This window comes from Blautia sp. HCP28S3_G10, assembly GCF_052065235.1.
Lineage (GTDB): Bacteria > Bacillota > Clostridia > Lachnospirales > Lachnospiraceae > Blautia_A.
Map to the genome: position 1 here is coordinate 18,254 of NZ_JBQHUL010000020.1, position 25,686 is coordinate 43,939.

At 41.9% G+C, this 25,686-nt stretch carries 22 protein-coding genes, 1 tRNA gene and 1 other annotated feature; all 23 genes read left to right on the forward strand.

Annotated elements, in window-relative coordinates:
- Positions 1–84 precede the first annotated feature (84 nt).
- Positions 85–1,392 carry a type I glutamate--ammonia ligase gene (gene glnA, locus ACTNB8_RS09560; protein WP_441054163.1) on the forward strand — a complete coding sequence of 436 codons (1,308 nt, stop codon included), beginning with the start codon at positions 85–87 and terminating at the stop codon, positions 1,390–1,392.
- 59 nt (positions 1,393–1,451) lie between these two features.
- On the forward strand, positions 1,452–2,000 hold the full coding sequence (locus ACTNB8_RS09565; protein WP_441054165.1) for an ANTAR domain-containing response regulator: 549 nt from the start codon (positions 1,452–1,454) through the stop codon (positions 1,998–2,000).
- A 58-nt stretch (positions 2,001–2,058) separates the two neighbouring features.
- A complete protein-coding gene (aspS, locus tag ACTNB8_RS09570) occupies positions 2,059–3,390 on the forward strand; it encodes an aspartate--tRNA(Asn) ligase (RefSeq protein WP_441054167.1) in 1,332 nt (443 codons plus the stop codon).
- Positions 3,391–3,417: 27 nt separating this feature from the next.
- A complete protein-coding gene (gene gatC, locus ACTNB8_RS09575; RefSeq protein ID WP_441054169.1) occupies positions 3,418–3,711 on the forward strand; it encodes an Asp-tRNA(Asn)/Glu-tRNA(Gln) amidotransferase subunit GatC in 294 nt (97 codons plus the stop codon).
- Between the two features lie 11 nt (positions 3,712–3,722).
- Complete coding sequence (gene gatA, locus ACTNB8_RS09580) at positions 3,723–5,198, forward strand: Asp-tRNA(Asn)/Glu-tRNA(Gln) amidotransferase subunit GatA (RefSeq protein ID WP_441054170.1); 1,476 nt, start codon at positions 3,723–3,725, stop codon at positions 5,196–5,198.
- Complete coding sequence (gatB, locus tag ACTNB8_RS09585; RefSeq protein WP_441054172.1) at positions 5,195–6,634, forward strand: Asp-tRNA(Asn)/Glu-tRNA(Gln) amidotransferase subunit GatB; 1,440 nt, start codon at positions 5,195–5,197, stop codon at positions 6,632–6,634. Before gatA ends, gatB begins: the two co-directional genes overlap by 4 nt.
- A 34-nt stretch (positions 6,635–6,668) precedes the next feature.
- A complete protein-coding gene (locus ACTNB8_RS09590; RefSeq protein WP_441054174.1) occupies positions 6,669–7,883 on the forward strand; it encodes an LL-diaminopimelate aminotransferase in 1,215 nt (404 codons plus the stop codon).
- 137 nt (positions 7,884–8,020) lie between these two features.
- Positions 8,021–9,289: a M18 family aminopeptidase gene (locus tag ACTNB8_RS09595; protein WP_441054176.1), complete on the forward strand. Its 1,269-nt coding sequence runs from the start codon at positions 8,021–8,023 to the stop codon at positions 9,287–9,289.
- A 10-nt stretch (positions 9,290–9,299) separates the two neighbouring features.
- Positions 9,300–10,106, forward strand: coding sequence for an HAD-IIB family hydrolase (locus ACTNB8_RS09600; protein ID WP_441054178.1), 807 nt, complete (start codon positions 9,300–9,302; stop codon positions 10,104–10,106).
- A 14-nt stretch (positions 10,107–10,120) separates the two neighbouring features.
- Complete coding sequence (locus ACTNB8_RS09605; protein WP_441054180.1) at positions 10,121–11,173, forward strand: tyrosine-protein phosphatase; 1,053 nt, start codon at positions 10,121–10,123, stop codon at positions 11,171–11,173.
- A 140-nt stretch (positions 11,174–11,313) separates the two neighbouring features.
- Entirely contained in the window at positions 11,314–11,811 is a 498-nt protein-coding gene (gene ilvN, locus ACTNB8_RS09610) for an acetolactate synthase small subunit (RefSeq protein ID WP_296158003.1), read from the forward strand.
- Positions 11,812–11,892: 81 nt separating this feature from the next.
- Positions 11,893–12,912, forward strand: coding sequence for a ketol-acid reductoisomerase (gene ilvC / locus ACTNB8_RS09615; RefSeq protein ID WP_178414886.1), 1,020 nt, complete (start codon positions 11,893–11,895; stop codon positions 12,910–12,912).
- Positions 12,913–13,296: 384 nt separating this feature from the next.
- Complete coding sequence (locus ACTNB8_RS09620) at positions 13,297–13,782, forward strand: signal peptidase I (protein WP_441054183.1); 486 nt, start codon at positions 13,297–13,299, stop codon at positions 13,780–13,782.
- On the forward strand, positions 13,779–14,420 hold the full coding sequence (locus ACTNB8_RS09625) for a TasA family protein (protein WP_441054185.1): 642 nt from the start codon (positions 13,779–13,781) through the stop codon (positions 14,418–14,420). The genes ACTNB8_RS09620 and ACTNB8_RS09625 overlap by 4 nt, the downstream gene beginning before the upstream one ends.
- A 21-nt stretch (positions 14,421–14,441) precedes the next feature.
- The gene (locus tag ACTNB8_RS09630) at positions 14,442–14,999 is read left to right on the forward strand and encodes a hypothetical protein (RefSeq protein WP_441054187.1); all 558 of its coding nucleotides are present in this window, start codon (positions 14,442–14,444) and stop codon (positions 14,997–14,999) included.
- A gap of 15 nt (positions 15,000–15,014) precedes the next feature.
- A complete protein-coding gene (locus ACTNB8_RS09635; protein ID WP_441054189.1) occupies positions 15,015–16,232 on the forward strand; it encodes a hypothetical protein in 1,218 nt (405 codons plus the stop codon).
- The gene (locus ACTNB8_RS09640) at positions 16,229–18,682 is read left to right on the forward strand and encodes a SpaA isopeptide-forming pilin-related protein (protein ID WP_441054191.1); all 2,454 of its coding nucleotides are present in this window, start codon (positions 16,229–16,231) and stop codon (positions 18,680–18,682) included. Before ACTNB8_RS09635 ends, ACTNB8_RS09640 begins: the two co-directional genes overlap by 4 nt.
- A gap of 39 nt (positions 18,683–18,721) precedes the next feature.
- Positions 18,722–18,795: transfer RNA gene (locus ACTNB8_RS09645), tRNA-Pro, on the forward strand.
- Positions 18,796–18,822: 27 nt separating this feature from the next.
- Positions 18,823–19,080 (forward strand) — a binding site (T-box leader).
- Between the two features lie 68 nt (positions 19,081–19,148).
- Positions 19,149–20,804, forward strand: coding sequence for a 2-isopropylmalate synthase (locus ACTNB8_RS09650; protein WP_441054193.1), 1,656 nt, complete (start codon positions 19,149–19,151; stop codon positions 20,802–20,804).
- Between the two features lie 264 nt (positions 20,805–21,068).
- Positions 21,069–21,887: an FAD binding domain-containing protein gene (locus tag ACTNB8_RS09655; RefSeq protein WP_441054195.1), complete on the forward strand. Its 819-nt coding sequence runs from the start codon at positions 21,069–21,071 to the stop codon at positions 21,885–21,887.
- On the forward strand, positions 21,877–22,344 hold the full coding sequence (locus tag ACTNB8_RS09660) for a (2Fe-2S)-binding protein (RefSeq protein ID WP_441054197.1): 468 nt from the start codon (positions 21,877–21,879) through the stop codon (positions 22,342–22,344). The genes ACTNB8_RS09655 and ACTNB8_RS09660 overlap by 11 nt, the downstream gene beginning before the upstream one ends.
- Before the next feature lies 1 nt (position 22,345).
- Entirely contained in the window at positions 22,346–24,643 is a 2,298-nt protein-coding gene (locus ACTNB8_RS09665) for a xanthine dehydrogenase family protein molybdopterin-binding subunit (protein ID WP_441054198.1), read from the forward strand.
- Position 24,644: 1 nt separating this feature from the next.
- Positions 24,645–25,682: a DUF6077 domain-containing protein gene (locus tag ACTNB8_RS09670; protein ID WP_441054200.1), complete on the forward strand. Its 1,038-nt coding sequence runs from the start codon at positions 24,645–24,647 to the stop codon at positions 25,680–25,682.
- The last annotated feature ends 4 nt before the right edge of the window (positions 25,683–25,686 follow it).

Below are 25,686 nucleotides of genomic sequence, written 5' to 3' on the forward strand. Positions count from 1 at the left end.
GGCGTTCTTTTGGAGGGTAGATCCTTTCAGAAGTGCGCCCTTTTTTTATGTAATATATTTTTTCATTGATAAGGAGAGAATGTGATGGGGAATTATTCCAGAGAGGAAATATTACAAATGGTGGAGGAAGAAGACGTAGAATTTATCCGTCTTCAGTTTACCGATATGTATGGGGCAATCAAAAATATTGCCGTGACCGCTCGGGAACTCCCCCGGGCACTGGATAATCAATGTATTGTAAACGGAGAGCAGATATCAGGTATGGCAGGAGACAAGGGAACAGATTTGTATTTGAGTCCTGTACGTGATACATTTTCAATTCTGCCGTGGCGTCCGCAGCAGGGAAAGGTTGCACGTTTGATTTGTGATCTTTACTGTCCGGATGGAACACCATATCAGAACAGCCCAAGATATATTCTCGAAAAAACAGCTGCAAAGGCAGAAGCAGAAGGCTATACCTGTTTTATTGATCCTGAATGTGAGTTTTTTCTGTTTCACACAGATGACAATGGAAAGCCGACTACAGTAACTCATGAGCAGGCAGGATACCTGGATATCAGTCCGCTTGATCTTGGCGAAAATGCCAGAAGAGATATGGTGCTTACACTTGAAGATATGGGAGTGGAAGTGGAATCTTCCCATCATGAGGCAGCACCTGCACAACATGAGATCGATTTTCATTATGGAGAGATCCGCAAGATAGCCGACTGTCTGATGACATTTAAGATGGCAGTGCGTATTGTTGCAAAACGTCACGGACTTCATGCTACTTTTATGCCGAAACCGAGATCAGAAGTGAATGGTTCAGGAATGCATATTCAGTTTTCACTTTTCAAAGATGGAAGAAATGTTTTTGAAAATCAGAATAATCCTGAAAAACTCAGTGAAGAGGCATATTATTTTATTGGAGGTCTTCTTGCACACAGCAAGGAAATGGCTCTGATCACAAATCCACTGGTGAATTCCTACAAACGTCTTGTTCCGGGGTACGATGCACCGACAGAACTTACATGGACGGAAAATAACCAGAATTCTCTTGTCAGAATTCCGGTTACCAGAAGGGATGGAATCAGAGTGGAACTGAGAAGTCCTGATGCATCTGCAAATCCATATCTGGTGCTGGCAGTATGCCTGGCGGCAGGCCTGGATGGAGTAAAAAATAAAATATATCCTACAAAATCATCTAATATTGCAACACAGGATGGAAATACAGAGCATCTTCCGGAGACACTGAAAGATGCAATCGAGCTGTTTGAACAGAGCAGCTGGATAAAGAATGTACTTGGAGAGGACTTTTGTCAGGAGTATATAAAAGAAAAGAAAAATGAATGGCTGCGTTATGTAAGACAGGTTACAGACTGGGAAGTAGAAGAATATCTGTACCGTTTGTAACAGAAATCTGAATAAAAGCAGCAAAAGCGTGTTACAAAGGGAAGAGGAGAGACACATGGATGAGCAGCATTGTGATAGTCTTACCAAAAATTGAAGATGCTAAGAAAATCCGGTCTGTTCTGGAACGACATGGGCTTTCGGTGGCTTCAGTATGTAATACGGCATCCAGCGCACTTGCAAGTGCATCAGAATTGGGCAGTGGTGTAATGATCAGTGGTTATCGCCTGCCTGATATGAATTATTATGATCTTGCGGAATGTCTGCCGAAAGACTTTGAACTTCTTCTTCTGGCTTCAGCCAGAGTGATCTGTGAAGTTCCTTCTTTTATTCTTTCAGTAGAGATGCCGATGAAGGCAGGAGATCTTGTCAATACGGTAAATATGATTCTGACGCAGCAGGAGCGGCGAAGGAGAAAAGAAAAGAATAAACCCAAAACAAGGTCTTGGAAAGAACAGAATTATATTTCTAATGCAAAGATGATGCTGATGCAGAGAAATCATCTGAGTGAAGAGGATGCGTACAGATATATTCAGAAATCCAGTATGGATTCGGGTACAAATATGGTTGAAACAGCACAGATGCTGTTGATGCTGTTTTATGAAGAATGATCGGTGGCGTGAATGAGATATTCATGGCAGTAGATAATAGATAATGGAGGATGAGGAAATGGAGTTTTTGGATGGTACATGTAAAAAAGAAGTATGCCAGTGGGAAGATCTGTTAGGTAATTCTCTTTTAAATCAGGAAGTCGTTCTGGAGGGAGCTGTTCACAGTATCCGTAATATGGGAGATGTGGCATTTGTGATAATCAGAAGACGGGAAGGACTTTTTCAGACTGTATTTGAAGAAGAAAAAGCAAACCTTTCCATTCATGATCTAAAAGAAGCCATGACACTCAGAATCAGAGGAGTACTTAACGAAGAAGAAAGAGCACCTCATGGAAGAGAAATCCGTATTCGTGAGATTACAGTTCTTTCACGGCCGGCAGAACCAATGCCGCTTGCTATTGACAAATGGAAATTAAATACATCACTGGAAGCAAAACTGAACTTACGTCCAATTGCTCTTCGTAATATTCAGGAACGCTCTAAATTCAAAATTCAGGAAGCACTCACAAGAGCTTTCCGTGATTTCCTTTATGGACAGGGATTTACAGAAATCCATACACCAAAGATAGGCGCAAGAGGTGCTGAAGGTGGAGCCAACCTGTTTAAATTCAGCTATTTCCATAAACCTGCTGTTCTTGCACAGAGCCCTCAGTTTTATAAACAGATGATGGTAGGTGTATTCGATCGTGTATTTGAGACAGGTCCTGTTTTCAGGGCGGAAAAACATAACACAAAGCGTCATCTGAATGAATATACGAGTCTTGATTTTGAGATGGGATATATTGACGGATTTGAAGATATTATGGAAATGGAAACAGGATTCCTTCAGTATGCAGTGGAACTTCTGAAGAAAGATTATGCAAAAGAACTGGCAATCCTGAAAGTAGAACTTCCGAAGGTAGACAAGATTCCGACAGTTCGTTTTGATAAAGCAAAAGAACTGGTTTCCGAAAAATACAACCGTAAGATCCGCAACCCGTTTGACCTTGAGCCTGAAGAAGAAGCGCTGATCGGTAAATACTTCAAAGAAGAATTTGATGCTGACTTTGTATTCGTAACACATTATCCGTCAAAGAAACGTCCGTTCTATGCGATGGATGATCCGGAAGATTCCAGATTTACACTGAGTTTTGATCTTCTGTTCCACGGACTTGAAGTGACAACAGGCGGTCAGAGAATCCATGATTACAGACAGCTGAAAGAAAAAATCGCAGCACGTGGAATGGAAGAAGAAGGTATGGAACAGTACCTGGATACATTTAAACATGGAATGCCGCCTCACGGAGGGCTTGGAATCGGACTGGAACGTCTGACCATGCAGCTCCTGGGAGAGGAAAATGTACGTGAAGCATGTTTGTTCCCGAGAGATCTGAACAGACTGGAGCCGTAAACAGTTACGAGGGAGGCACAGAATACAATGGCGAAAATTATAGATGACGAAACAATTGAAAATGTTTGCATTCTTGCGAAACTTTCTCTTACAGAAGAAGCAAAAGAAAAAGCAAAACAAGATATGCAGAAAATGCTGGATTATGTAGAAAAACTGGACGAACTGGATACAGATGGTGTGGAACCACTGTCACATATTTTCGGTGACAAAAATGTTTTCCGTGATGATATTGTCACAAACGGCGACAACAGTGAGAAAATGCTTGCCAATGCACCGAAGAAGAAAGAAGGACAGTATCAGGTACCGAAGACCATAGGATAGGAGACAAAAACATGGAACTGGAAACGATGACAGCTTTAGAGCTGGCAGAAAAAATAAAACAGCATCAGATCAGTGTCCAGGATGGTGTGAAATCTGTATTTGATCAGATTGAGAAAAAAGATGGAAAAGTACACGCATATCTGGAGACTTACAAAAAAGAAGCTTACGCAAGAGCAAAAGAAGTGGAAAAAGGAATTGAAGACGGCACTTATGCAGGTCCTCTTGCAGGCGTTCCTGTAGCAGTGAAGGATAATATCTGTGTCAAAGGCAAAAAGACAACTTGTGCATCGAAGATTCTGGAGAACTTTGTACCACAGTATAATGCAGAGGTTATTGATCGTCTGGAAAAAGCGGGAATGATCATTATTGGAAAGACGAACATGGATGAATTTGCCATGGGAAGTACAACGGAAACTTCTGCATATGGCGTGACAAGAAATCCATGGAACCTTGAACATGTCCCGGGAGGTTCTTCCGGTGGTTCCTGTGCTGCAGTGGCAGCAGGAGAAACTTATCTTGCACTTGGTTCAGACACAGGTGGATCTATCCGCCAGCCAAGTTCTTTCTGTGGTGTTACAGGAATCAAGCCAACCTATGGAACTGTATCACGTTATGGCCTGGTTGCATATGCATCTTCACTGGATCAGATCGGACCGGTGGGCAAAAATGTCGCAGACTGTACCGCACTTCTGGAAGTGATCGCCGGCCATGATCCGAAAGATGCAACATCTCTTCAGAGAGCTGATCTGGACTTCAGTAGAAGTCTTGAAGACAGAAAACTGCTGGGAATAAAATTTGGCATTCCAAAAGAATTTCTTGCAAAAGGACTGAATCCGGAAGTAAAAGATGCATTTATGAATACCCTTAAAGTTCTTACAGAGCAGGGAGCCATTGTGGAATTTTTCTCAGTAGAGACTATGGAATATATGATTCCTGCATATTATATAATCGCAAGTGCAGAGGCAAGTTCCAACCTGGAACGATTTGATGGAGTAAAATATGGATATCGTGCAGCCGAATATGAAGGCCTTCACGATATGTACAAAAAGACAAGAACAGAAGCATTTGGTGAAGAAGTAAAACGTCGTATCATGCTGGGATCTTTTGTATTAAGTTCTGGATATTATGATGCATATTATCTGAAAGCGCTGAAAACAAAAGCGCTTATCAAACAGGAATTTGACAGGGCATTTGAAAAATATGATGTAATTCTTGCTCCGGCAGCTCCATATACAGCACCAAAGATCGGTGAAAGTCTGAAAGATCCGCTTGCCATGTATCTGGGCGATATTTATACAGTTGCGGTCAATTTATGTGGTCTGCCTGGAATTACAGTACCGTGTGGTATGGACAAAGCCGGAATGCCGATTGGTATTCAGATGATCGGCAACTGTTTCGGAGAGCATAAGATTCTTCGTGCAGCATCTGCTTATGAGGCAGAAAGAGGAGCATTTCCTGTTCCGGAAAAAGGAGGCCAGGAAGCATGAAACAGTATGAAACAGTCATCGGACTTGAAGTCCATGTAGAATTAGCAACAAAGACAAAGATTTTCTGTGGTTGCTCCACTGAATTCGGCGGAGCGCCTAATACACATACCTGTCCTGTGTGTACAGGTATGCCAGGTTCACTGCCCGTATTAAATAAAAAAGTGGTTGAATTTGCACTGAAGGCAGGAATTGCAGCAAACTGTCAGATCAATCAGTACTGTAAATTTGACAGAAAGAATTATTTCTATCCGGATAATCCACAGAATTACCAGATTTCACAGCTGTATCTGCCAATCTGCCATGATGGTTTTGTTGAGATCGAGACATCAGCAGGAAAGAAAAAAATCCGTATCCATGAAATGCATATGGAGGAAGATGCAGGAAAACTGATTCATGATGAATGGGAAGACTGTTCCCTGGTTGACTACAACCGAAGCGGTGTGCCTCTGATCGAGATTGTTTCTGAACCGGATATGAGAAGTTCGGAAGAAGTTATCGCCTATCTGGAAAAACTCCGTTGTATGATGCAGTACCTGGGAGTTTCTGACTGTAAACTTCAGGAAGGTTCCATGCGAGCTGACGTAAACCTTTCTGTAAGAGAAGTGGGAAGCGAGACCTTTGGTACAAGAACAGAGATGAAAAACCTGAACTCTTTTAAGGCTATTGCAAGGGCTATTGAAGGGGAAAGAGAACGTCAGATTGAACTGATCGAAGAGGGAAGAGCTGTTGTTCAGGAAACACGCCGCTGGGATGACAATAAAGAATCTTCTCATGCAATGCGTTCCAAGGAAGATGCAAAAGATTATCGCTATTTTCCAGATCCGGATCTTCCACCAATCCATATTTCTGATGAATGGATCGAGGAACTTCGCCAGAATCAGCCGGAACTGAGAGAGGAAAAACAGCTGCGTTATCAGAATGATTATGAACTTCCGGCTTATGATGCCGGTATCCTGACAGAATCCAGGCATCTTTCAGAGCTTTTTGAAGAAGTTGCATCTCTGTGTGGAAGTCCGAAAAAAGCGGCTAACTGGTTTATGGGTGAAGTACTTCGCCTCACCAAGGACAAAGGTCTGGAAGCAGAAAAAGTAGAATTTACACCGAAACATCTTGCTGATCTTATCCAGATGGTAGAGAAAAAGGAAGTAAGTGCACAGAATGCCAAGAAAGTATTTGAAAAAGTATTTGATGAAGATATTGAACCGGCAGCATATATTGAAGAACATGGACTGAAGATCGTAGAAGATACAGGACTTCTCAATGACACTCTGCAGAAGATTCTGGCAGCCAATCCAGGACCGCTTTCTGAACTTCTTGGCGGCAAAGAAAAAGTTTTCGGCTTTTTTGTAGGACAGATGATGCGTGAACTGAAGGGCAAGGCAAGTCCGGATGCAGTAAGGGAAGCTTTGCAGAAAGAAATTGAAAAGCGAAAATAATACAGAAGCGAATATAGAATTCAGGAGAAAAATTATGGTTACAGTAAATAAAAATTATTTAAAACTTCCGGGAAGTTATCTTTTTTCTACAATTGCAAAAAAGGTTGCTGCCTATCAGCAGGCAAACCCGGATGTGCAGATCGTACGTCTTGGAATTGGTGATGTTACCCAGCCACTTGCACCGGCAATTATTGATTCTCTTCATAAGTCAGTAGATGAAATGGCGCATGCGGAGACTTTTCATGGATATGCACCGGATCTTGGATATGAATTTCTGCGTACTGCCATTGCAAAAAATGATTATGCTGACAGAGGCTGTGATATTTCAGCGGATGAAATTTTTGTTTCAGACGGTGCTAAAAGTGACTCCGGAAACATTCAGGAAATTTTCGGACTGAACAACAAAGTAGCTGTATGTGATCCGGTATATCCGGTTTACGTTGACACAAATGTAATGGCAGGTCGAACCGGAGAGTACAATAATGAAAGAGGAAATTTCGATGGTGTGATCTACATGCCATGCCTTGAAGAAAATGGATTTCTTCCTGAACTTCCGACAGAGACACCGGATCTTATTTATCTCTGCTTCCCGAACAACCCGAGTGGTGCTGCCATCACAAAGGACAAACTTCAGGAGTGGGTTGATTATGCAAATAAAAATGGTGCAGTGATCATTTATGATGCTGCTTATGAAGCATATATTACCGAAAAAGATGTTCCTCACAGCATTTATGAATGCGAAGGAGCAAGAACCTGCGCGATCGAACTGAGAAGCTTTTCAAAGAATGCAGGATTTACAGGTGTACGTCTTGGATTTACTGTAGTGCCGAAAGATCTTATCTGTGAGGGTGTTGAACTGCACAGTCTCTGGGCAAGACGCCATGGAACGAAATTTAACGGAGCACCTTATATTGTGCAGCGTGCAGGTGAAGCTGTTTATTCACCAGAAGGAAAAGCACAGCTGAAAGAGCAGGTTGCTTATTATATGCGTAATGCACATTATATTTATAATGGACTGAAAGAAGCTGGATATTCTGTTTCAGGTGGTGTGAATGCACCGTATATCTGGCTGAAAACACCGGACAAAATGACTTCCTGGGAATTCTTCGACTATCTTCTTGAAAATGCCCATGTAGTAGGAACTCCTGGTTCAGGATTTGGAGCACATGGTGAGGGATTTTTCCGCCTTACAGCTTTTGGAAGTTACGAAAATACGCAGGAAGCAATCCGCAGAATCAGAGAATTATAATAAAAATTTCAGAATGGAACAGGGGTGCCGGGAGAAACGGTATCCCTGTTTTTAGTTGCCATCCGTAAAGTTTTAACGTATAATCGTTGTGTAAAAAGTGATAGATGATATTCAGAATTTTATAGAGGGAACAGAAGATGTATTATGAGATAACAGAAAAACTGCTTGATTTTATCAGAAAAAGTCCGGTATCTTTTCAGGCAGCAGAAGAAATGAAAAAGAGGTTTGAAGAGAATGGATACCAGTATCTTTCCGAGAAAGAACACTGGAATCTGGAAAAGGGTGGAAAATATGTGGTCATGAGAAATCATTCCGCATTGATTGCTTTTTCTGTTCCGGAAAAAGATACAATGCGTTTTCATATCATGGCAAGCCACAGTGATTCACCATTTTTTAAAATAAAGGAAAATCCGGAAATAAGAGTTGAAAATACATATACGAAACTGAATGTGGAAGGCTATGGCGGAATGCTCATGGCACCCTGGTTTGACAGGCCGCTGTCCGTTGCAGGAAGAGTGATTCTGCGAAATGACGGAAAACTGGAAGAAAGGCTGGTGAATGTAGACAGAGATCTGGTGATGATACCCAGCCTTGCCATTCACATGAACAGGGAGGCAAATAAGGGGCTGTCTTATAATCCACAGAAAGATCTTCTTCCGCTGTTAGGCTGTGGCAGTGAAAAAAAGGCGCTTATGGATATTATCGCAGAAGAACTGAACGTTGAAAGAGAAGATATACTGACTCATGACCTGTTCCTTTATAACAGGATGCCAGGCACCATATGGGGAGCTGACAGAGAATTTGTGTCCAGTGCAAGACTTGATGATCTGCAGTGTGCATTTGCTTCCATGGAAGGAATGCTTCGAGGTCTAAAACAGGATTCTATCGCAGTCCATTGTGTACTTGATAATGAAGAAGTAGGAAGTGCCACAAAACAGGGAGCTGCGTCAACATTTCTGAAAGATACGCTTCGCAGGATAAATGACGGACTTGGAAGATCATATGAAGAATATCTTATGACTCTTGCGGACAGTTTCATGATTTCTGCAGACAATGCACATGCGCTTCATCCGAACTATGCAGATAAGGCAGATCCGGTAAATCATCCGGTGATCAATGGCGGTATTGTGATCAAATATAATGCAAACCAGAAATACTGTACGGATGCAGTGTCGGCTGCCATGTTAAGAGGTATCTGTGAGAGGGCAGGAGTGAACTGTCAGATTTTTGTGAACCGTTCAGATATTCCGGGAGGCTCGACGCTGGGAAATATTTCAAACACGCAGGTACCGATGAACACAGTTGACATAGGACTTCCACAGCTTGCCATGCACTCACCATATGAAACAGCCGGTGTAAAAGATACATGGAGTCTTATAAAGGCAGCAGAAGAGTTTTTCAGTTAAGGAGCAGATAATGGATAAAAAAGCAGTTTTTTTTGATGCGGACGGAACTGTCTGCGATATAGAAAAAGGTGTGCCGGACAGTGCACTGGAAGCAATTACGAGACTGGTAAATAATGGACATCAGGCATGGCTGTGTACGGGGAGAAGCCGTGCATTTGTACCTGGTTGTCTGGAACAGATACCTTTTACCGGAATGATTACTGCATGTGGAGCGACCATAGAAAAAGACGGAAAGCGCCTGTATAATAATGAAATGCCTGTGGAGGTAGCCAGATTTTCCACAGAGACTCTGCGAAAATATGGTCTTGTGCCTGTAATGGAAGGTGCAGACTATATGTATTACGACAAAGATGAATATACAACTGAAGTAAACTGGTATGCAGATCTGATCACAGAGGCACTTGGTGACAAATGGAAACCGATCAGGGGAAATGAAGACGATATGCATATTAACAAAATCAGCGCTAAAATGCAGGAAGGCTGTGATGATGAAGCAGCCTGTCGGGAACTTTCTGCATGGTATGATGTAATACGCCATGAAAATAATGCATTTGTGGGAACAACGATCGAACTTGTACCCAAAGGTTGCAATAAGGCTGTCGGGATTGCGGCTGTCTGCAGATGCTTTGATATTCCATGGGAGTCAACGGTAGTGTTTGGAGACAGTAATAATGATCTTTCCATGTTTGAGTATGCATGCACAAAAGTTGCAATGGGAAATGGATCAAAGAAAATCCGGGAGCTGGCAGATTATGTGACAACAGATATGTTCCATTACGGAATCCGTAACGGACTTACAAAACTGGGATTGATTTAAAACGGAGAATGGCAATGAGATTTGGAAAAATACGAATAGAAGACGGAAATCTGATCTTTTCCAAGCATATGATGCTGAACAGTCTTCCGTGCAAAGATATTATCTGGGCGTATATGCGTAGAGAAGGCGTTGAGGGCGGACAGCAGAAGCAGTTTACAACAAGTTCTCTTGTACTTATTACAAAAAGGCGCAAAAGATATCAGTTTGATATGGCTGACAGAGAAATACAGGAATGTATTCAGATTCTGAAAGCACTGAATCCGGATATTGCGACCGGATTTCCAAAAGGTGGCAGAATTCACCTGCAGAGCCTTCCGAATACAAGAGATCTGGGAGCAATTGCAACTTCTGACGGAAGACACATTCTGCCGAAACGACTGATCAGAAGCGGAGCATTGTATCACGTATCACTGGCTGATCAGGATACGCTGCTTGAAAATTATCATCTCACAACAGTGATAGATTTCAGAACAGAAGCAGAACGTGAACAGAAGCCGGATACAGTTATGAAAGGTGTGAAATATTACAGGAGTCCGGTTTTGGATGAAGAAACTATAGGAATTACCTGCGCAGGAAATCTCATGGATATGCTGACAGGATTTGATGAGATACCGGACGAATTTATCAGAAAACAATATGAAACCATGGTCAGGGATCAGATCTGCATAAAACAGTATGCGAATTTCCTTGATGTGATACTTCATCAGAAAAAGGGTGCGGTTCTGTGGCACTGCAATGCAGGCAAGGACAGAGCAGGTGTTGGAACTGCACTTCTTCTGTATGCACTTGGTGTTCCACGCAAAACCATAAAAGAAGATTTTCTGAAGTCAAATGTCTATCTGGATACAGAAATGCAGCACATGATAAGGTTTCTGGAAACAAAAATGATTGTAGATACAGATATCATGGATAAAATCAGACTCCTTTACAAAGTGAAAGGTGAATATCTGGATACTGTATTCCGGACAATCGAAAAAGACTATAGATCTGTAGAACTTTTTATGAAAAAAGCTCTTTATATGACACCGAAAACAATAGAAGCCCTGAGAAATAAATATCTTGTATAAGTATGCATATATTAATAATTTTGTGATTCAAAATAGAATTTGACATTGACAAAAAATGTAATGTTGCTATAATAATAAACATGCAAACAATTTCACAATGGAATTGTTTAATAGATTAAAGTGGCGAAAGCAGGTATATTATGCAAAAGAGAATTCTGTCCCTGTTAGTTGATAACACAGCAGGTGTACTTAGCCGGATATCCGGTTTGTTCAGCCGCAGAGGTTATAATATTGACAGTCTCACCGTTGGTGTTACTGCAGACGAGCGTTTTTCCAGAATGACTGTTGTATGCAGTGGGGATTCTATGATTCTGGAACAGATTACCAAACAGCTTGCCAAGCTGGTGGATGTAAGAGATATCAAGGTACTGGAACCGGATAACAGTGTGAGCAGAGAACTTGTTCTTGCAAAAGTTGCTGCGAAACCGGAGCAGAGAGAGGGAATTATTTCCATAGCCAATATATTCCGTGCCAATGTTATTGATGTCGGAAGAGATTCACTGGTCATTGAGATGACAGGAAGTAAGAGTAAGCTGGCCGCATTTATCGATCTGCTGGGAGAATATGAGATTCTTGAACTGGCAAGAACAGGTATCACAGGACTTTCAAGAGGCTCAAGTGATGTAAGATTCCTGTAGGAGGAGTCAGAACATGGTTTGCTAAGGGAGACTAACCCTTAACGATATATTATTTTACGAATAGCTTAGGAGGAAACAAAGATGGCAAACAGGATTTTTTACCAGGAAGACTGTAATTTAGGATTACTGGACGGTAAGACCATTGCGATTATCGGTTATGGCAGCCAGGGACATGCACATGCACTGAACTTAAAGGAATCAGGATGCAATGTCATTATTGGTCTGTATGAAGGAAGCAAGTCCTGGAAGAAAGCTGAAGAACAGGGCTTTAAAGTATATACTTCTGCTGAAGCAGCAAAAATGGCTGATATCATTATGATTCTGATCAATGATGAAAAACAGGCAGCTCTTTACAAAAAAGACATCGAACCAAACCTTGAAGAAGGAAACATGCTGATGTTTGCTCATGGTTTCAACATTCATTTCGGATGCATCGTTCCACCAAAGAACGTAGATGTTACTATGATTGCACCAAAAGCACCAGGACATACAGTAAGAAGCGAATATCAGGCTGGAAAAGGAACTCCTTGTCTGGTTGCTGTTGAACAGGACTACACAGGTAAAGCACTTGACAAAGCACTTGCTTATGGTCTTGCAATCGGTGGAGCAAGAGCTGGTCTTCTGGAAACTACATTCCGTACAGAAACAGAAACAGACCTGTTTGGTGAGCAGGCAGTTCTCTGCGGTGGTGTTGTTGCCCTTATGCAGGCTGGTTTTGAAACACTTTGCGAAGCTGGATATGACCCGAGAAATGCATACTTCGAATGTATCCATGAAATGAAACTGATCGTTGACCTGATCTATCAGTCAGGATTTGCAGGAATGAGATATTCTATCTCCAACACTGCTGAATATGGCGATTACATCACAGGACCGAAGATTGTTACAGCTGAAACAAAGAAAGCAATGAAACAGATCCTGACAGATATCCAGGACGGTACATTTGCAAAAGAATTCCTGCTTGATATGTCTGATGCAGGAAAACAGGTTCACTTCAAAGCAATGAGAAAACTTGCTTCTGAACATCCATCAGAAAAAGTTGGTGAAGAGATCCGTAAACTGTACAGCTGGAATGGCGAAGACAAACTTATCAACAACTAAGAAAAATCATGAGGCACATCCCCTTTATGGGGTGTGTCTTTTTTGCTTTATAGGAAATTACTCCGTAATGTTCCAATAAAGCAAAAAACGCTCCGCGAGGATGCGTGTGCAAAAAATGCAAGAATTTGACGAACGAATTTCGTTGACTTTTACTGTCGGTAAAGGTAAGATTAAACCATCTTAAGACGCAGGAATCATAACCTGCAGGACGCCCTTCTTCTGAAGGGATTCGGAATTATTCCACAAATAATATGACAACAGAATATGCTGATGCAGATACAGTGGAAAGCTCTGTCTTTTTGCTGTACAGAAAGAGAGATGCCTATGAAAAAATTTCAGCGGGGCAGGCCTCCGCCATATGAAAAAAGAAAGAAGGGTGTGTATATGAAGACAGCAGAAAAAGCTTGCAGGATCCTGTTTGTCCTGCTGGCAGTGACAGGAGCTTTGTTACTGTTTTTACCATACAGAGGAATCCGGGTAGAAGCTGTGTTATCCGGTTCTATGGAACCGGATCTTAAAACAGGAGGAGTTATTTTTACAGACGTATCCAGACGTGATCCGGAACCGGGAGATATTATTACCTATCGCATTGGCGATACAGATGTCACTCATCGTGTAGTAAGAAAAGAGAAAGAAAATTATATCACAAAAGGTGACGCAAATGACAAAGAAGATATGATTCCGGTGAAAAGGAGTCAGATTACAGGAACTGTGATAGGAACAATTCCTGCGCTGGGTTATCTGGCAGTATTTCTGAGACAGAAAACAATTTTTACGATACTGGCAATTATGATGATACAGGAAACAATATTTGGATTGATAAGATGGAAAGGAGAGCGCAGAGAAAAGCTGCGCAGAAAATTAATATGAGAAAAAATATATCAAAAGCACTTTTACTTACCGGAGTTCTTTGCCTTGCAGGGATTGGAGGAGTTTCTGCATATCTGACTGATTACGATCAGGCTTCAAACCAGTTTACAGTGGGAAAAGTTGATATCTCTCTGGAAGAAAAAAACTGGAAGCCAGAGGATCATACAAAGCTGGAACCGGGGGAAGACATTAAAAAGGATCCGCAGATCAGGAATACAGGAACAAACGATGCTTTTGTGTATCTTGAAGTTTCTGTGCCAATGGCTACTGTTACGGCTGCCGGAGATGATGGATTCAGACAGAATGAAAAACTGCAGGAACTGTTCAGCTTTCAGGCAAAAGAAGACTGGACCAGGCTGGATGCCAGAACTTCCGGAAATTCGCAGGTGTATGTTTATACATATAACAAAATTCTGAAGCCGGATGAGATTACGGAATCCCTTTTTGACAAGGTGACATTTCTGAATATTATAGAGGGGCAGCTTGACGGAGAAGCTCTGGAGATTCCGGTCAGAGCTTATGCAATCCAGACTACAGGTACAGGCGGAGACAATTCCAATGTTTTAAATCAGGCAAAATCTGCTTATGAAAAATATGTAAATCAGAACAGAGATCAGGAAGGAAAGGTTACTGCATAATGAAGAAAGCAGGTAAAAATAATGACAAAAAGGAAAAAATTGCTCGTCCTTCTTGCAACTGTAACAGGAATAAGCCTGTGGGCAAAGGGTGCTGCTGCTTATCAGACTGCATTCGATCTGAAAAAAAATCAGCTGAGAGTGGGTTATAATCATACGGAGATAGGGGAAGAATTTCCTTCCCCGACTCCTTTTCCTGGAGACAGGGACGAAGACATAAAAAAGAAAGTGTGGGTCACAAACAGGTCAGTGGACGGCAAAGAAGGCAGTACAGACTGTTATGTGAGAGTGGCACTTGTATATTCAAACAGTGATATTGGAAAAGCAGTTATATTGAAGAATCTGGATGAAGCTAACTGGAAAAATGGCGGTGACGGTTTTTATTATTACAAAACTGTATTGAAAGACGGACAATCAACAACACCACTTTTTGACGGAATGACGATAAATGCATCACAGGTGCAAAAAGAATATCTTGATGATATAGAACAATTTGAAGTACAGGTTTACGAAGAATCTGTAAGCGCTGAAGGTTATGACGATTACAAAAGTGCCTGGGAACATTATACGGAACGGAGCTGAAAGGACTGGTGAGATATGAAGAATAAAAAGAAGGTGGCAGCCCTTGCTGCGGCCGGAATCCTTGGAGTGGCCGGAGTACTTTATGGAGCTTCCTATCAGAAACTTTCTGTAGTCAGCCACATTATGGTAGGGGATGTAAATATAAGCCTTAAAGAATATGAAAAACAGGGGAATAAAGAAATCCTTTACAGAAATGCCAGAACTGTCCTTCCGGGTACTGAGGTCTCAAAAATTCCAAGAATTATCAATCAGGCAATGCCCTGTTGGATACGGGCCAGGGTGTTTTTTGAAAATGATAAAAAGAATCTGGAAGGACTGAGTGATGAAAATCTGGAAGGAATAACTGAAAAGTGGGTAAAACGTGGAGACTATTATTATTACACACAGGTCCTGAAAGAAGGAGAAAGTGCAGATCTTTTTCAGAAAGTTAAGATTCCGTTTGAATGGGAGGAAGAACATGTAGAGCAGAAACTGAAAATAGAGATTCAGGCAGAAGCAATCCAGGCAGCGAATTTTACCCCGAATTTCAGAGCAATGTCGCCCTGGGAAAATCAGAAAATACAGAAATGTGTGCATGAGAAAAATGGAAATCTGGTAAAACCGAAGGATAAGGCAAAGCTGGCAGTAGAATTTAGAGGAAAAGCACATGAACTGATTTCAGTACCAGGAGATTTTTTTGAAAATTTTGGAGAAGTGATGCCAGGTGACCGGCTGGAAGATGTAATTACAGTGTCTAATACAACAGACAGAGATTCTGAAATCTGGTTTCAGACAGATACGAACGGAAGAAACAAAGAAAAACTGAGTCTCCTGAAAGAAATTAAACTGAAAATATATCTGGAAGGCAGGCTGATGTATAAAGGAACGCTGAATTCTTCACAGTTGGGTAAGAAGAAACATTCTCTTGGAGTTTATAAGAAAGGGCAGAAAAGAAAACTGAAATTTGTCCTTGAAATACCGAAAGAATGGGATAACAGTAAGGCGCTGAAACAGACAGATATAACATGGATCTTTGCAGTGGAGGAGGAGCAGGAAACAGATGGCATCGGCGGCGGATCTGCACGGGATGGACAGACACACAGAGCAGCTGCAGAAAAAACTGCAGGTTTCACAAAAAAGGACAGCGTGAAAACAGGAGATACTTCACCTGTTGAAATCTTTCTTGTACTTCTTCTTGTTTCTGGTGGAATGATCTGGATGATCCGAATGAAAGAAGGAGGAACAAAGAAATGAAAAAAAGAATTGCTTCCCTTATTCTGGCAGTTGTCCTGAGCAGTACAGTGGCAGTGTACGGAAGTACGGATATACCGGAGATTACGGCAGAACAGACAGAAGCGGAATCTTCTGCCAATGAAACAGGAGAAACGGAAGAAACAGAAGAAACAGAAGAAACGGAAGAAACAGATAAGAGTTCTGAAAAAGAACAGGAAGGTAACGGAACAGATGCAGAAGTTGCAGCAGATTCAGATGAAAACAGTACAGAAATAAGTGAAAATCTGAATACAGAGACTGCAGATGATGATGAAATCAGGATAGACGAAGAAACAGGAGAAGATCAGAACGAAGAGCAGCAGGAAGATCTTGTTTTGCAGGATGAAAATGAACAGTCAGAAGAGGAGGACTTCCTGTCAGAAGAAACAGAACTTCAGGCAGCAGGTACGAGTGATATTTATGTAAACAGGATCAGTTCTGGTTTTGTGCTGGACAAAAACTATGGCTTTGCATACGGATACAGAAAAGGAAAAACAAAACTCTCGGTGCAGAATGGAAGTTCAGCTCTTCTGACAAAACTTGACAGTCAGTATGGTATTACAAGTCCAAGAAGCGGACTTGCCTGTGATCTGAGAGGAACTCCTGAGGCTGGCAAATATATTGCAAGATATACAAATGTCGGAGATTATCAGGGGAAAAGTATAGACTTGAGAATCAGCGTCACCAACTGGGCAGACCCGTACACAAAGAAAAAGGGAAAAGACGGAACTTATATTATTCCGAGTATCGTGTTCTATAACAACAGAATTGGTGCAAACATCATTGCTGTAAAAAGAGTCTATTTTAAATTTGATTTTCTGGAAACAGGAACAGATAATGTAGTGAATCTCAAATGTCATATGACCATGCAGGATATAGATAATGCGCAGGAAGTGCGTTTTTATGATAAAGGTATCGGAGCAGGAGAGCCGACCCATGTATATCTGACAGCGGATCAGTATCTTTCATATTCCAGAGGCAGTGATTATACAGACATCAAATCGTCAGATGGAGAGACAGAAAATAATGATATGAAGGCATGGATTCAGATCGATTTTGAAAAACAGCTGCGTTTTTCATACTATATGGGCAACAGTTATGGCAGTGGTGGTCAGAATTCGATTATTTTTCTTGCAACGCCGAAAGTTCTGGGAACGTATGAGATACTGAAACCGGAAAAACGTGTGGGTAACAGAAATCAGTCTTTTGACCAGATGCAAAGACATAATGTGGATTCGATAACGTGGAATGGAGATGTATGTGAAGCGCCTTATGAAACAAAAGCCGGCGGTGAATTCGATTATATTATTTCACAGAGAGTTCTGCCCGGTACATACAGTACATTTCAGATAGTGGATTATCTGGATTCCTGCCTTACACTTCAGAAAGCACAGGTGACTACAGCATCTGGTTATGATGTGACAAAAAATTTTCAGATAAGCAGAAATGAAAAAGGCTGGGTATATTTTACTGCCTTGTCTGATTATTTAACCAGGGAGGAAGCTTTTAATGATGTAACTTATTATTTCCGATTGCAGGTAAAACTAAAGGACAACAGGACAGTCACAGATGATGGACATTTTGACACAAAAGATTATTGGGTCATTAAAAACAACGGAGACAGAACTCTGGGAAGTTCAGTTGAATATATTGAACCCAGTTATATCATGGGATATATGAAAGGCAGTTATCAGATAAAGAAAGTGGATAAAACAGATCCTGAAAAAATACTGGAAGGAGCAGTATTCAGACTGGATGAATGGGATAACACAAAGGGAAAGTATACGACCTTGAATAAAAAACTGGCTTATAATGCAGAAAGTAAAATGTATGAGACGGGAGAACTGAAAAGAACCAGAACAAATGAAGGAAAATTTAAAGTTGTGGAAACAAAAACACCCAGTGGTTATGAAGGAAAGAAAGGCAAAGTATTTAATATTACGGATCTGTCAGATGGCACTGTTTTTATAATCACAAATACACCGATAGAGATTCCGGAGGACGAAGAACTGACAGGAGAAATTCTGGTAAAAAAGAAAATCCGGGAAAAAGATATTACCTGGGCGCATGGAAATCCGACGTTTCTTATCACTGTGTCAGGGAAGGATTCAAAAGGAATGATACATACGTACAGTAACTACATGGAATTTACAGCTGATAATTACAGGGTAGAGGGTGACTATGCAGTAGTAAGCCATATTTTTTCAGGAATACCGGCAGGAACATACCAGATCGAAGAAGGAATAACACTGAGATACCGGCTGGCTGGTATTTATGCAGAAAGTTCCGGAGTGACTGTAAGCGGAAAAAAAGTGCAGGCAGTGGTAAGCGGAGGAAAGAAGGAAGTGGTGGCTTTTGAAAATGAAAAGACCTGTTATAACGGATACTGCCATACAGATGTTCTGAAAAACATAATCCCCCTGAAAAAATAGGTTGCAAAATAGTCCTTCAATTGTTATAATAATTCTCACCGGGGTATGGCGTAGCTTGGTAGCGCGCACGGCTGGGGGCCGTGAGGTCGCAGGTTCAAATCCTGTTGCCCCGACTGAGATATAAAAATAATTAAAATATGCGAAATGCGTTGATAAGGAATAGTACATGAGGAACCGGAGCACAGAGAGCTGTCGCAGGGTGCGAGACAGCGGAAGGAATTCATGGAACTCGCCTTTGAGCATCTGCCCGAACTTCTAACTGGAACAGTAGACGCAGACGGCTTCCACCGTTATATGGAGAGGATATAAGAATTTTTTTAAATTCCGTATCCCGTGAGTGTATGAGTAGTTCATAAACAAGAGTGGTACCGCGAAGGCAGAGGTCTTTCGTCTCTTACAGTTGTCTGTAGAGATGGAAGATTTTTTTTGCGCAGTCGCAACTTACAGAAATGGAGGAAAAATAATTATGAAAAACGTAAGCAAGTATCAGAGACAGTACTATATGCCGCCTGTAAAATGCATGAAATGGGCGGAAAAGGAATATGTGAACAAAGCCCCGATCTGGTGCAGTGTTGATCTGCGTGACGGAAATCAGGCGCTTGTCATTCCGATGAGTCTGGAGCAAAAAGTGGAATTTTTTAAACTGCTCGTTGAAATCGGTTTCAAAGAAATCGAAGTAGGATTTCCGGCTGCATCAGAAACAGAGTATACATTTATCCGTACACTGATCGAACAGAATCTGATCCCGGATGATGTTACCATACAGGTACTGACACAGGCAAGAGAGCATATTATCCGCAAAACATTTGAGGCAGTAAAAGGAGCTCCGAAGGCAATTGTGCATGTTTATAATTCTACTTCTGTAGCACAGCGTGAACAGGTGTTTAAAAAATCAAAAGAAGAAATCCTTAAGATTGCAGTAGACGGAGCGACACTACTGAAAGAACTTGCTGATCAGACAGAAGGAAACTTCCAGTTTGAATACAGTCCTGAGAGCTTTACAGGAACTGAACCTGAATATGCTCTGGAGGTCTGCAACGCAGTACTTGATGTATGGAAACCGACAGCTGATAATAAAGCTATCATCAATCTGCCTGTTACAGTTCAGCATTCCATGCCTCATGTATATGCAAGTCAGATTGAATATATGTGCGAGAACCTGAAATACCGTGAAAACGTTATTGTTTCTCTGCATCCGCATAATGACAGAGGATGTGGTGTAGCAGATTCTGAAATGGGACTGCTTGCAGGCGCTGACAGAATCGAGGGAACACTGTTTGGAAACGGAGAGCGTACAGGTAATGTTGATATTGTTACTCTTGCAATGAACATGTTTTCACAGGGGGTTGATCCTGAACTTGATTTTTCAAACATGCCGCATGTATGTGAAGTTTATGAAGAATGTACAGGAATGAATGTAGATGAGAGAAGTCCGTACAGTGGTGCTCTTGTATTTGCTGCATTCTCCGGATCTCATCAGGATGCCATTGCAAAAGGTATGCACTGGAGAGAAGAAAAAGACCCAAGCCGCTGGACAGTTCCATATCTGCCGATCGATCCTACTGATGTCGGAAGAAACTATGATGCAGATGTTATCCGTATCAATAGCCAGTCTGGTAAGGGTGGTGTAGGTTATATTCTGGAGACAAAATACGGCCTGAATCTGCCGCCTAAGATGCGTGAGGCAATGGGCTATGCTACAAAAGCGGTATCTGACCACAAACACAAAGAACTTCATCCGGACGAAATCTTCAACCTGTTCAAGAAAACATTTGAGAACGTTGTGGAACCGTACAGTATCAATGAAGTTCATTTCCAGCAGAAAGACGGTGGAATCACCACACAGGTTACTTCTACATTTAACGGAAAAACAATTACTACAGAAGCAACAGGAAACGGACGTCTGGATGCAGTAAGTAATGCTCTGAAGAAAGCATATGAGCTGAAGTTCACACTTATTACCTATCAGGAGCATGCGCTGGAAAAGAGCACAAGTTCCAAAGCTATTGCCTATGTCGGAATCCAGAAACCAGATGGAACTCTTTCATGGGGAGCAGGCGTTGATCCGGACATTATCAGAGCCTCCATTGATGCGCTTGTAACTGCTATCAATAACAGATAATATATGGTTTTATCTATCCTTCCGGGATGCAGATAAATAACAAATCTGCATCTGCGGAGGGATTTTTTTATATCAGATGCGCAGAAGAAGTATGTCATGCATTGCATGACGCGCATCTCGCAGCAAGAATGCAGCGGCATTCTTGAAAAAAATGCACAGAAATTGGTTTCTGTCTGGAATTCTGGTAAAATATCTGGTAAACTTAAATAAGGTATGCCTGTTCAGGATGAAAAACAGTATAAGGTAGGAGGATAAGATATTCGGATGCTAAAGATTAAGAACTATGTGAAAGTAAAAAGCATTGCAGAAGCCTATGAGTTAAATCAGAAAAAAACAGCCTGTGTTCTTGGCGGTATGGTCTGGCTGAAAATGGGAAACAGAAATATTTCCACAGCCATTGATCTGTCAGGACTGGGTCTGGATACGATACAGGAATTTGATGATGAATTTGTGATCGGCTGTATGACATCACTTCGTACACTGGAAACAGATGAACGACTTCAGGAATATACTCATGGAGCCATAAAAGAAAGTCTCCGTCATATTGTAGGTGTTCAGTTCAGAAACTGTGCAACGGTCGGAGGAAGCATTTACGGCCGTTATGGATTTTCAGATGTTCTGACAATGTTTCTGGCTATGGATACATGGGTGGAACTTTATGATGCGGGAAGAATTCCGCTGTCAGAATTTGTGAATATTAAGAAAAATAATGATATTCTGGTGAACATCATTATAAAAAAAGAATCTCTTTTTACCTGTTACTTAAGTCAGAGAAACACAAAGACAGATTTTCCTGTGCTGACCTGTGCAGTGTCTCTGATCGGTGAAGAGGCAAGAACAGTGATTGGTGCAAGACCGGGAAGAGCCATGATCGTGGAAGACACGAAAGGGATTCTGAAAAATTTCAAAAAAATGACCAGAAAACAGAGAGAACAGGCAATCCGTGATTTTGCGGAATTTGCCGGTCAGATGGTGCCTGTCAGTGGAAATATGAGAGGTTCTGCGGAATACAGGGCACTCCTGGCCAGGGTTCTGACAAAGAGAGCATGGGAAACAGTAGGAGGAATGAAAAATGAATATTAGTTTCTGGTTGAATGGTGTTAACTGCCATGAAGAAGTGGAGCCGGATACACTGCTGATCGATCTTCTGAGAAAAAAAGGCTGTCTCAGCGTAAAGCGTGGATGTGAAACTGCAAATTGCGGATTATGTACTGTCCTGATGGATGACAGAGCAGTGCTTTCATGTTCGACTCTGGCAGCACGTATAGAAGGAAAGAAGATTGTTACACTGGAAGGAATGCAGAGAGAGGCAAAGGAGTTTGGAAGCTTTATTGCAAATGAAGGTGCAGAACAGTGCGGATTCTGTAATCCGGGATTTATTATGAATGTTTTTGCCATGCTCAAAGAAATCAAGGAACCGACAGAAGAACAGATCAAAGAATATCTGGCAGGAAATCTCTGCAGATGTTCAGGTTTTGTTTCGCAGACATCTGCTATTCTTAAATTCCTGAAATACAAAAAAGCACAGGAGGAAGCATAAAATGAAGTATGTAAATCAACCTGTACGAAAAACAGACGCAATGGCACTGGTTACAGGAAAACCTGTTTATACAGATGACCTGGCACCGGCAGACTGTCTTATTGTAAAAATCCTGAGAAGTCCGCATGCAAATGCATGGGTGGAAGACATAAAAACAGGAACAGCTGAAAAAGTAGCCGGAATTGCCTGCATTCTTACTTACAAAGATGTTCCTCAGAAACGATTTACACTTGCGGGACAGACCTCACCGGAAATGAGTCCGGATGACCGTCTGATACTTGACAGACATGTCCGTTTTGTGGGAGATGCTGTGGCGATCATTGCAGGCGAGACAGAAGAAGCAGTAGACAAAGCCATGAAGCGCATACGTGTGGAATATCGTGTGGAGGCGCCGGTGCTGGATATGCATAAGGCAAAGGACAACCCTATACTGGTGCATCCGGAAGAAAACTGGAAACTGAAGATCCCGCTGGGCGGAGATAATAAAAGAAATCTCTGCGCAACAGCAGTGGAAGAGCAGGGAGATGTAGACGAAGTTCTCAGAAACTGCAAATATACGGTAGAAGAGACATATCATACAAAAGCAAATCAGCAGACAATGATGGAAACATTCCGTACTGCCTGTTATCTGGATCATTTTGGACGTCTTGTTGTACTCTCATCCACGCAGATACCTTTCCATGTAAGACGTATTGTGGGTAGAGCACTGGATATACCAGCATCAAAAGTCAGAGTTATTAAACCAAGGATCGGAGGCGGTTTTGGCGCCAAACAGACATCGGTAAGTGAAATATATCCGGCAATTGTCACCTGGAAAACAGGACGGCCCTCCAAGATGATTTTTTCCAGATATGAATCCATGATCTGTTCTTCGCCGCGACATGAAATGGAGATTACAGTCCGTGCAGGCGCAGATGAAAACGGAATTATCAGGGCAATTGATGTATATACGCTGTCAAATACAGGTGCCTACGGGGAACACAGCTCTACAACTGTCGGACTGAGCGGACATAAATCCATTGCATTGTACCGCCATACTGAAGCATACAGATTTGCATTTGATGTTGTGTATACGAATAAACAGGCAGCTGGTGCCTATCGAGGTTATGGAGCAACGCAGGGGATTTTTGCAGTAGAATCTGCAGTGAATGAGCTGGCACATAAGATGGGAATGGATCCTGTAAAAATCAAAGAACTGAATATGCCTGTGGAGGGTGGCCCGCTTCCTGGATATCATGATGTTCCAGTGGCTCAGAGTTGTACGATGGACAGATGCATGGCAAGAGCAAAAGAAATGATGGACTGGGATTCAAAATATCCGTGCAGGGATATGGGAAATGGCAAAGTACGCGGTGTAGGTGTGGCTATGGCGATGCAGGGCTCTTCAATTGCAGGTGTTGATGTCGGTGGCGCGGATATTAAGCTGAATGAAGATGGTTCGTATACTCTTGCACTGGGCTGTACAGATATGGGAACCGGCTGTGATACAATACTTGCGCAGATCGCGGCGGACTGTCTTGATACACCGATGGAAAACATTGTTGTGTTCAGTGTGGATACAGATATTTCCCCATATGACTCAGGGTCTTATGCTTCTTCAACGACCTATACAACAGGTGTTGCCGTTATGAAGGCCTGTGAAGAACTGAAAAAGAAAATATGTGAACTTGGAGCACAGATGCTGGAAACAGATGTGGATAAAGTCGATTTTGACGGTTCTTATGTATTCAGTACAGAAGGCGAAGAAGAGAAAAAGGTTTCTCTGGAAGATGTAGCTCTTAAGGGAACATTCTTCAATAATATTGAACTCCAGGTTGTAAAACAGCATTCTTCTCCAATCTCTCCGCCACCATTTATGGTGGGTATGGCAGAAGTAGAAGTGGATACGGAGACAGGAAATATTGATGTTCTGGATTATGTGGCAGTGGTTGACTGTGGAACACCGATTAATCCGAACCTTGCGAGAGTACAGACAGAAGGTGGTATTGCACAGGGTATCGGAATGGCGCTTTTTGAAGACGTGCAGTACACTGATAAGGGAAAAATCCGCAATAATTCATTTATGCAGTACAAAATTCCAACACGTGAAGATATTGGAAAAATACGTGTGGATTTTGAGAGCAGTTACGAAGAGAGTGGTCCTTTTGGAGCAAAATCTATCGGGGAACTTGTAATTGATACTCCATGTCCTGCACTTGCAGAAGCTGTATACAATGCAACAGGAATCCGTGTAAGGGAGTTACCGATCACACCGGAAAAGGTTGCGATGGGAATCCTTAAGAAAAAACTGGAGAAATAATATGGGAATTATGATAAAAGGAGTGCTGGCGTTGTTCTGGCTGGTCCTGATTCCGATGGGTGCAGGCATACCGATGCTTGGAAAAAAACAGGACAGAGGGTTTGGAGAATATATCCTGTCAGGATATCTGGTCCTGTTCAGCATAACAGAAATTTTCATACTTGCAGCGACCTGGTTTCACCTTCCATTGCATGTACTCAGTACGGCATATGGTATAACAGGTGTCGGGCTTTCACTGTGGGGATTTTTCTGCCTGTACAAAAAGAAACAGCCACTTTCCCTGAGAAAAAGATTTGCGGATATTTCCATATATATGTGGCTGGCCGTTATTCTTATACTGGCACAGGTCGTTATGTGTTCTGTCATGGCACATATGGATGCGGATGATTGTTTTTATGTTGCAACAGCGACTACAAGTGTGCAGACAGACAGTGTTTTTAAGGTAAATGCTTATACGGGAGGAATTTACAAGAAACTTCCCAAAAGATATATACTTTCACCGTTTCCGATTTTTCTGGCTGTAGTGAGCCAGCTCAGTGGAGGACTTCATCCGGCAATTATGGCACATATGGTATTTCCGGCGGTTTTTGTGCCGATATCCTATCTTGTGCAGAGTTTCATTGGGAAGAAACTTTTGGGTGAAAATAAAGATGCACGTGGAATCTATATGCTGATGGTCGTCCTTATGACCGGCTTTTCGGCGTATTCCGTATTTAATACAGGTTCCTTCCAGATAGTGAGAATCTGGCAGGGAAAGGCACTTTTTGCATCAATGCTTCTGCCGCTGGTGTTTTATCTGTGCTTTTGTCTGTTCATGGAAAAGAAACCACGATATCCCTGGTATTTTCTGGCAATGGCAGATTTAAGCTGCTGCCTTCTGACGTCAATGGGAATTGTACTGACACCGGTAATGATTGGCTGTTTCCTTATGGTCAGCCTGATCTGTAACCGGAATATCAAACACCTCTGGAAAGCAGTGTTGTGCTGTCTGCCGTCGCTTTTGCTGGGGATTCTTTATCTTGGCCTTTTTGGAATGTGAGAGG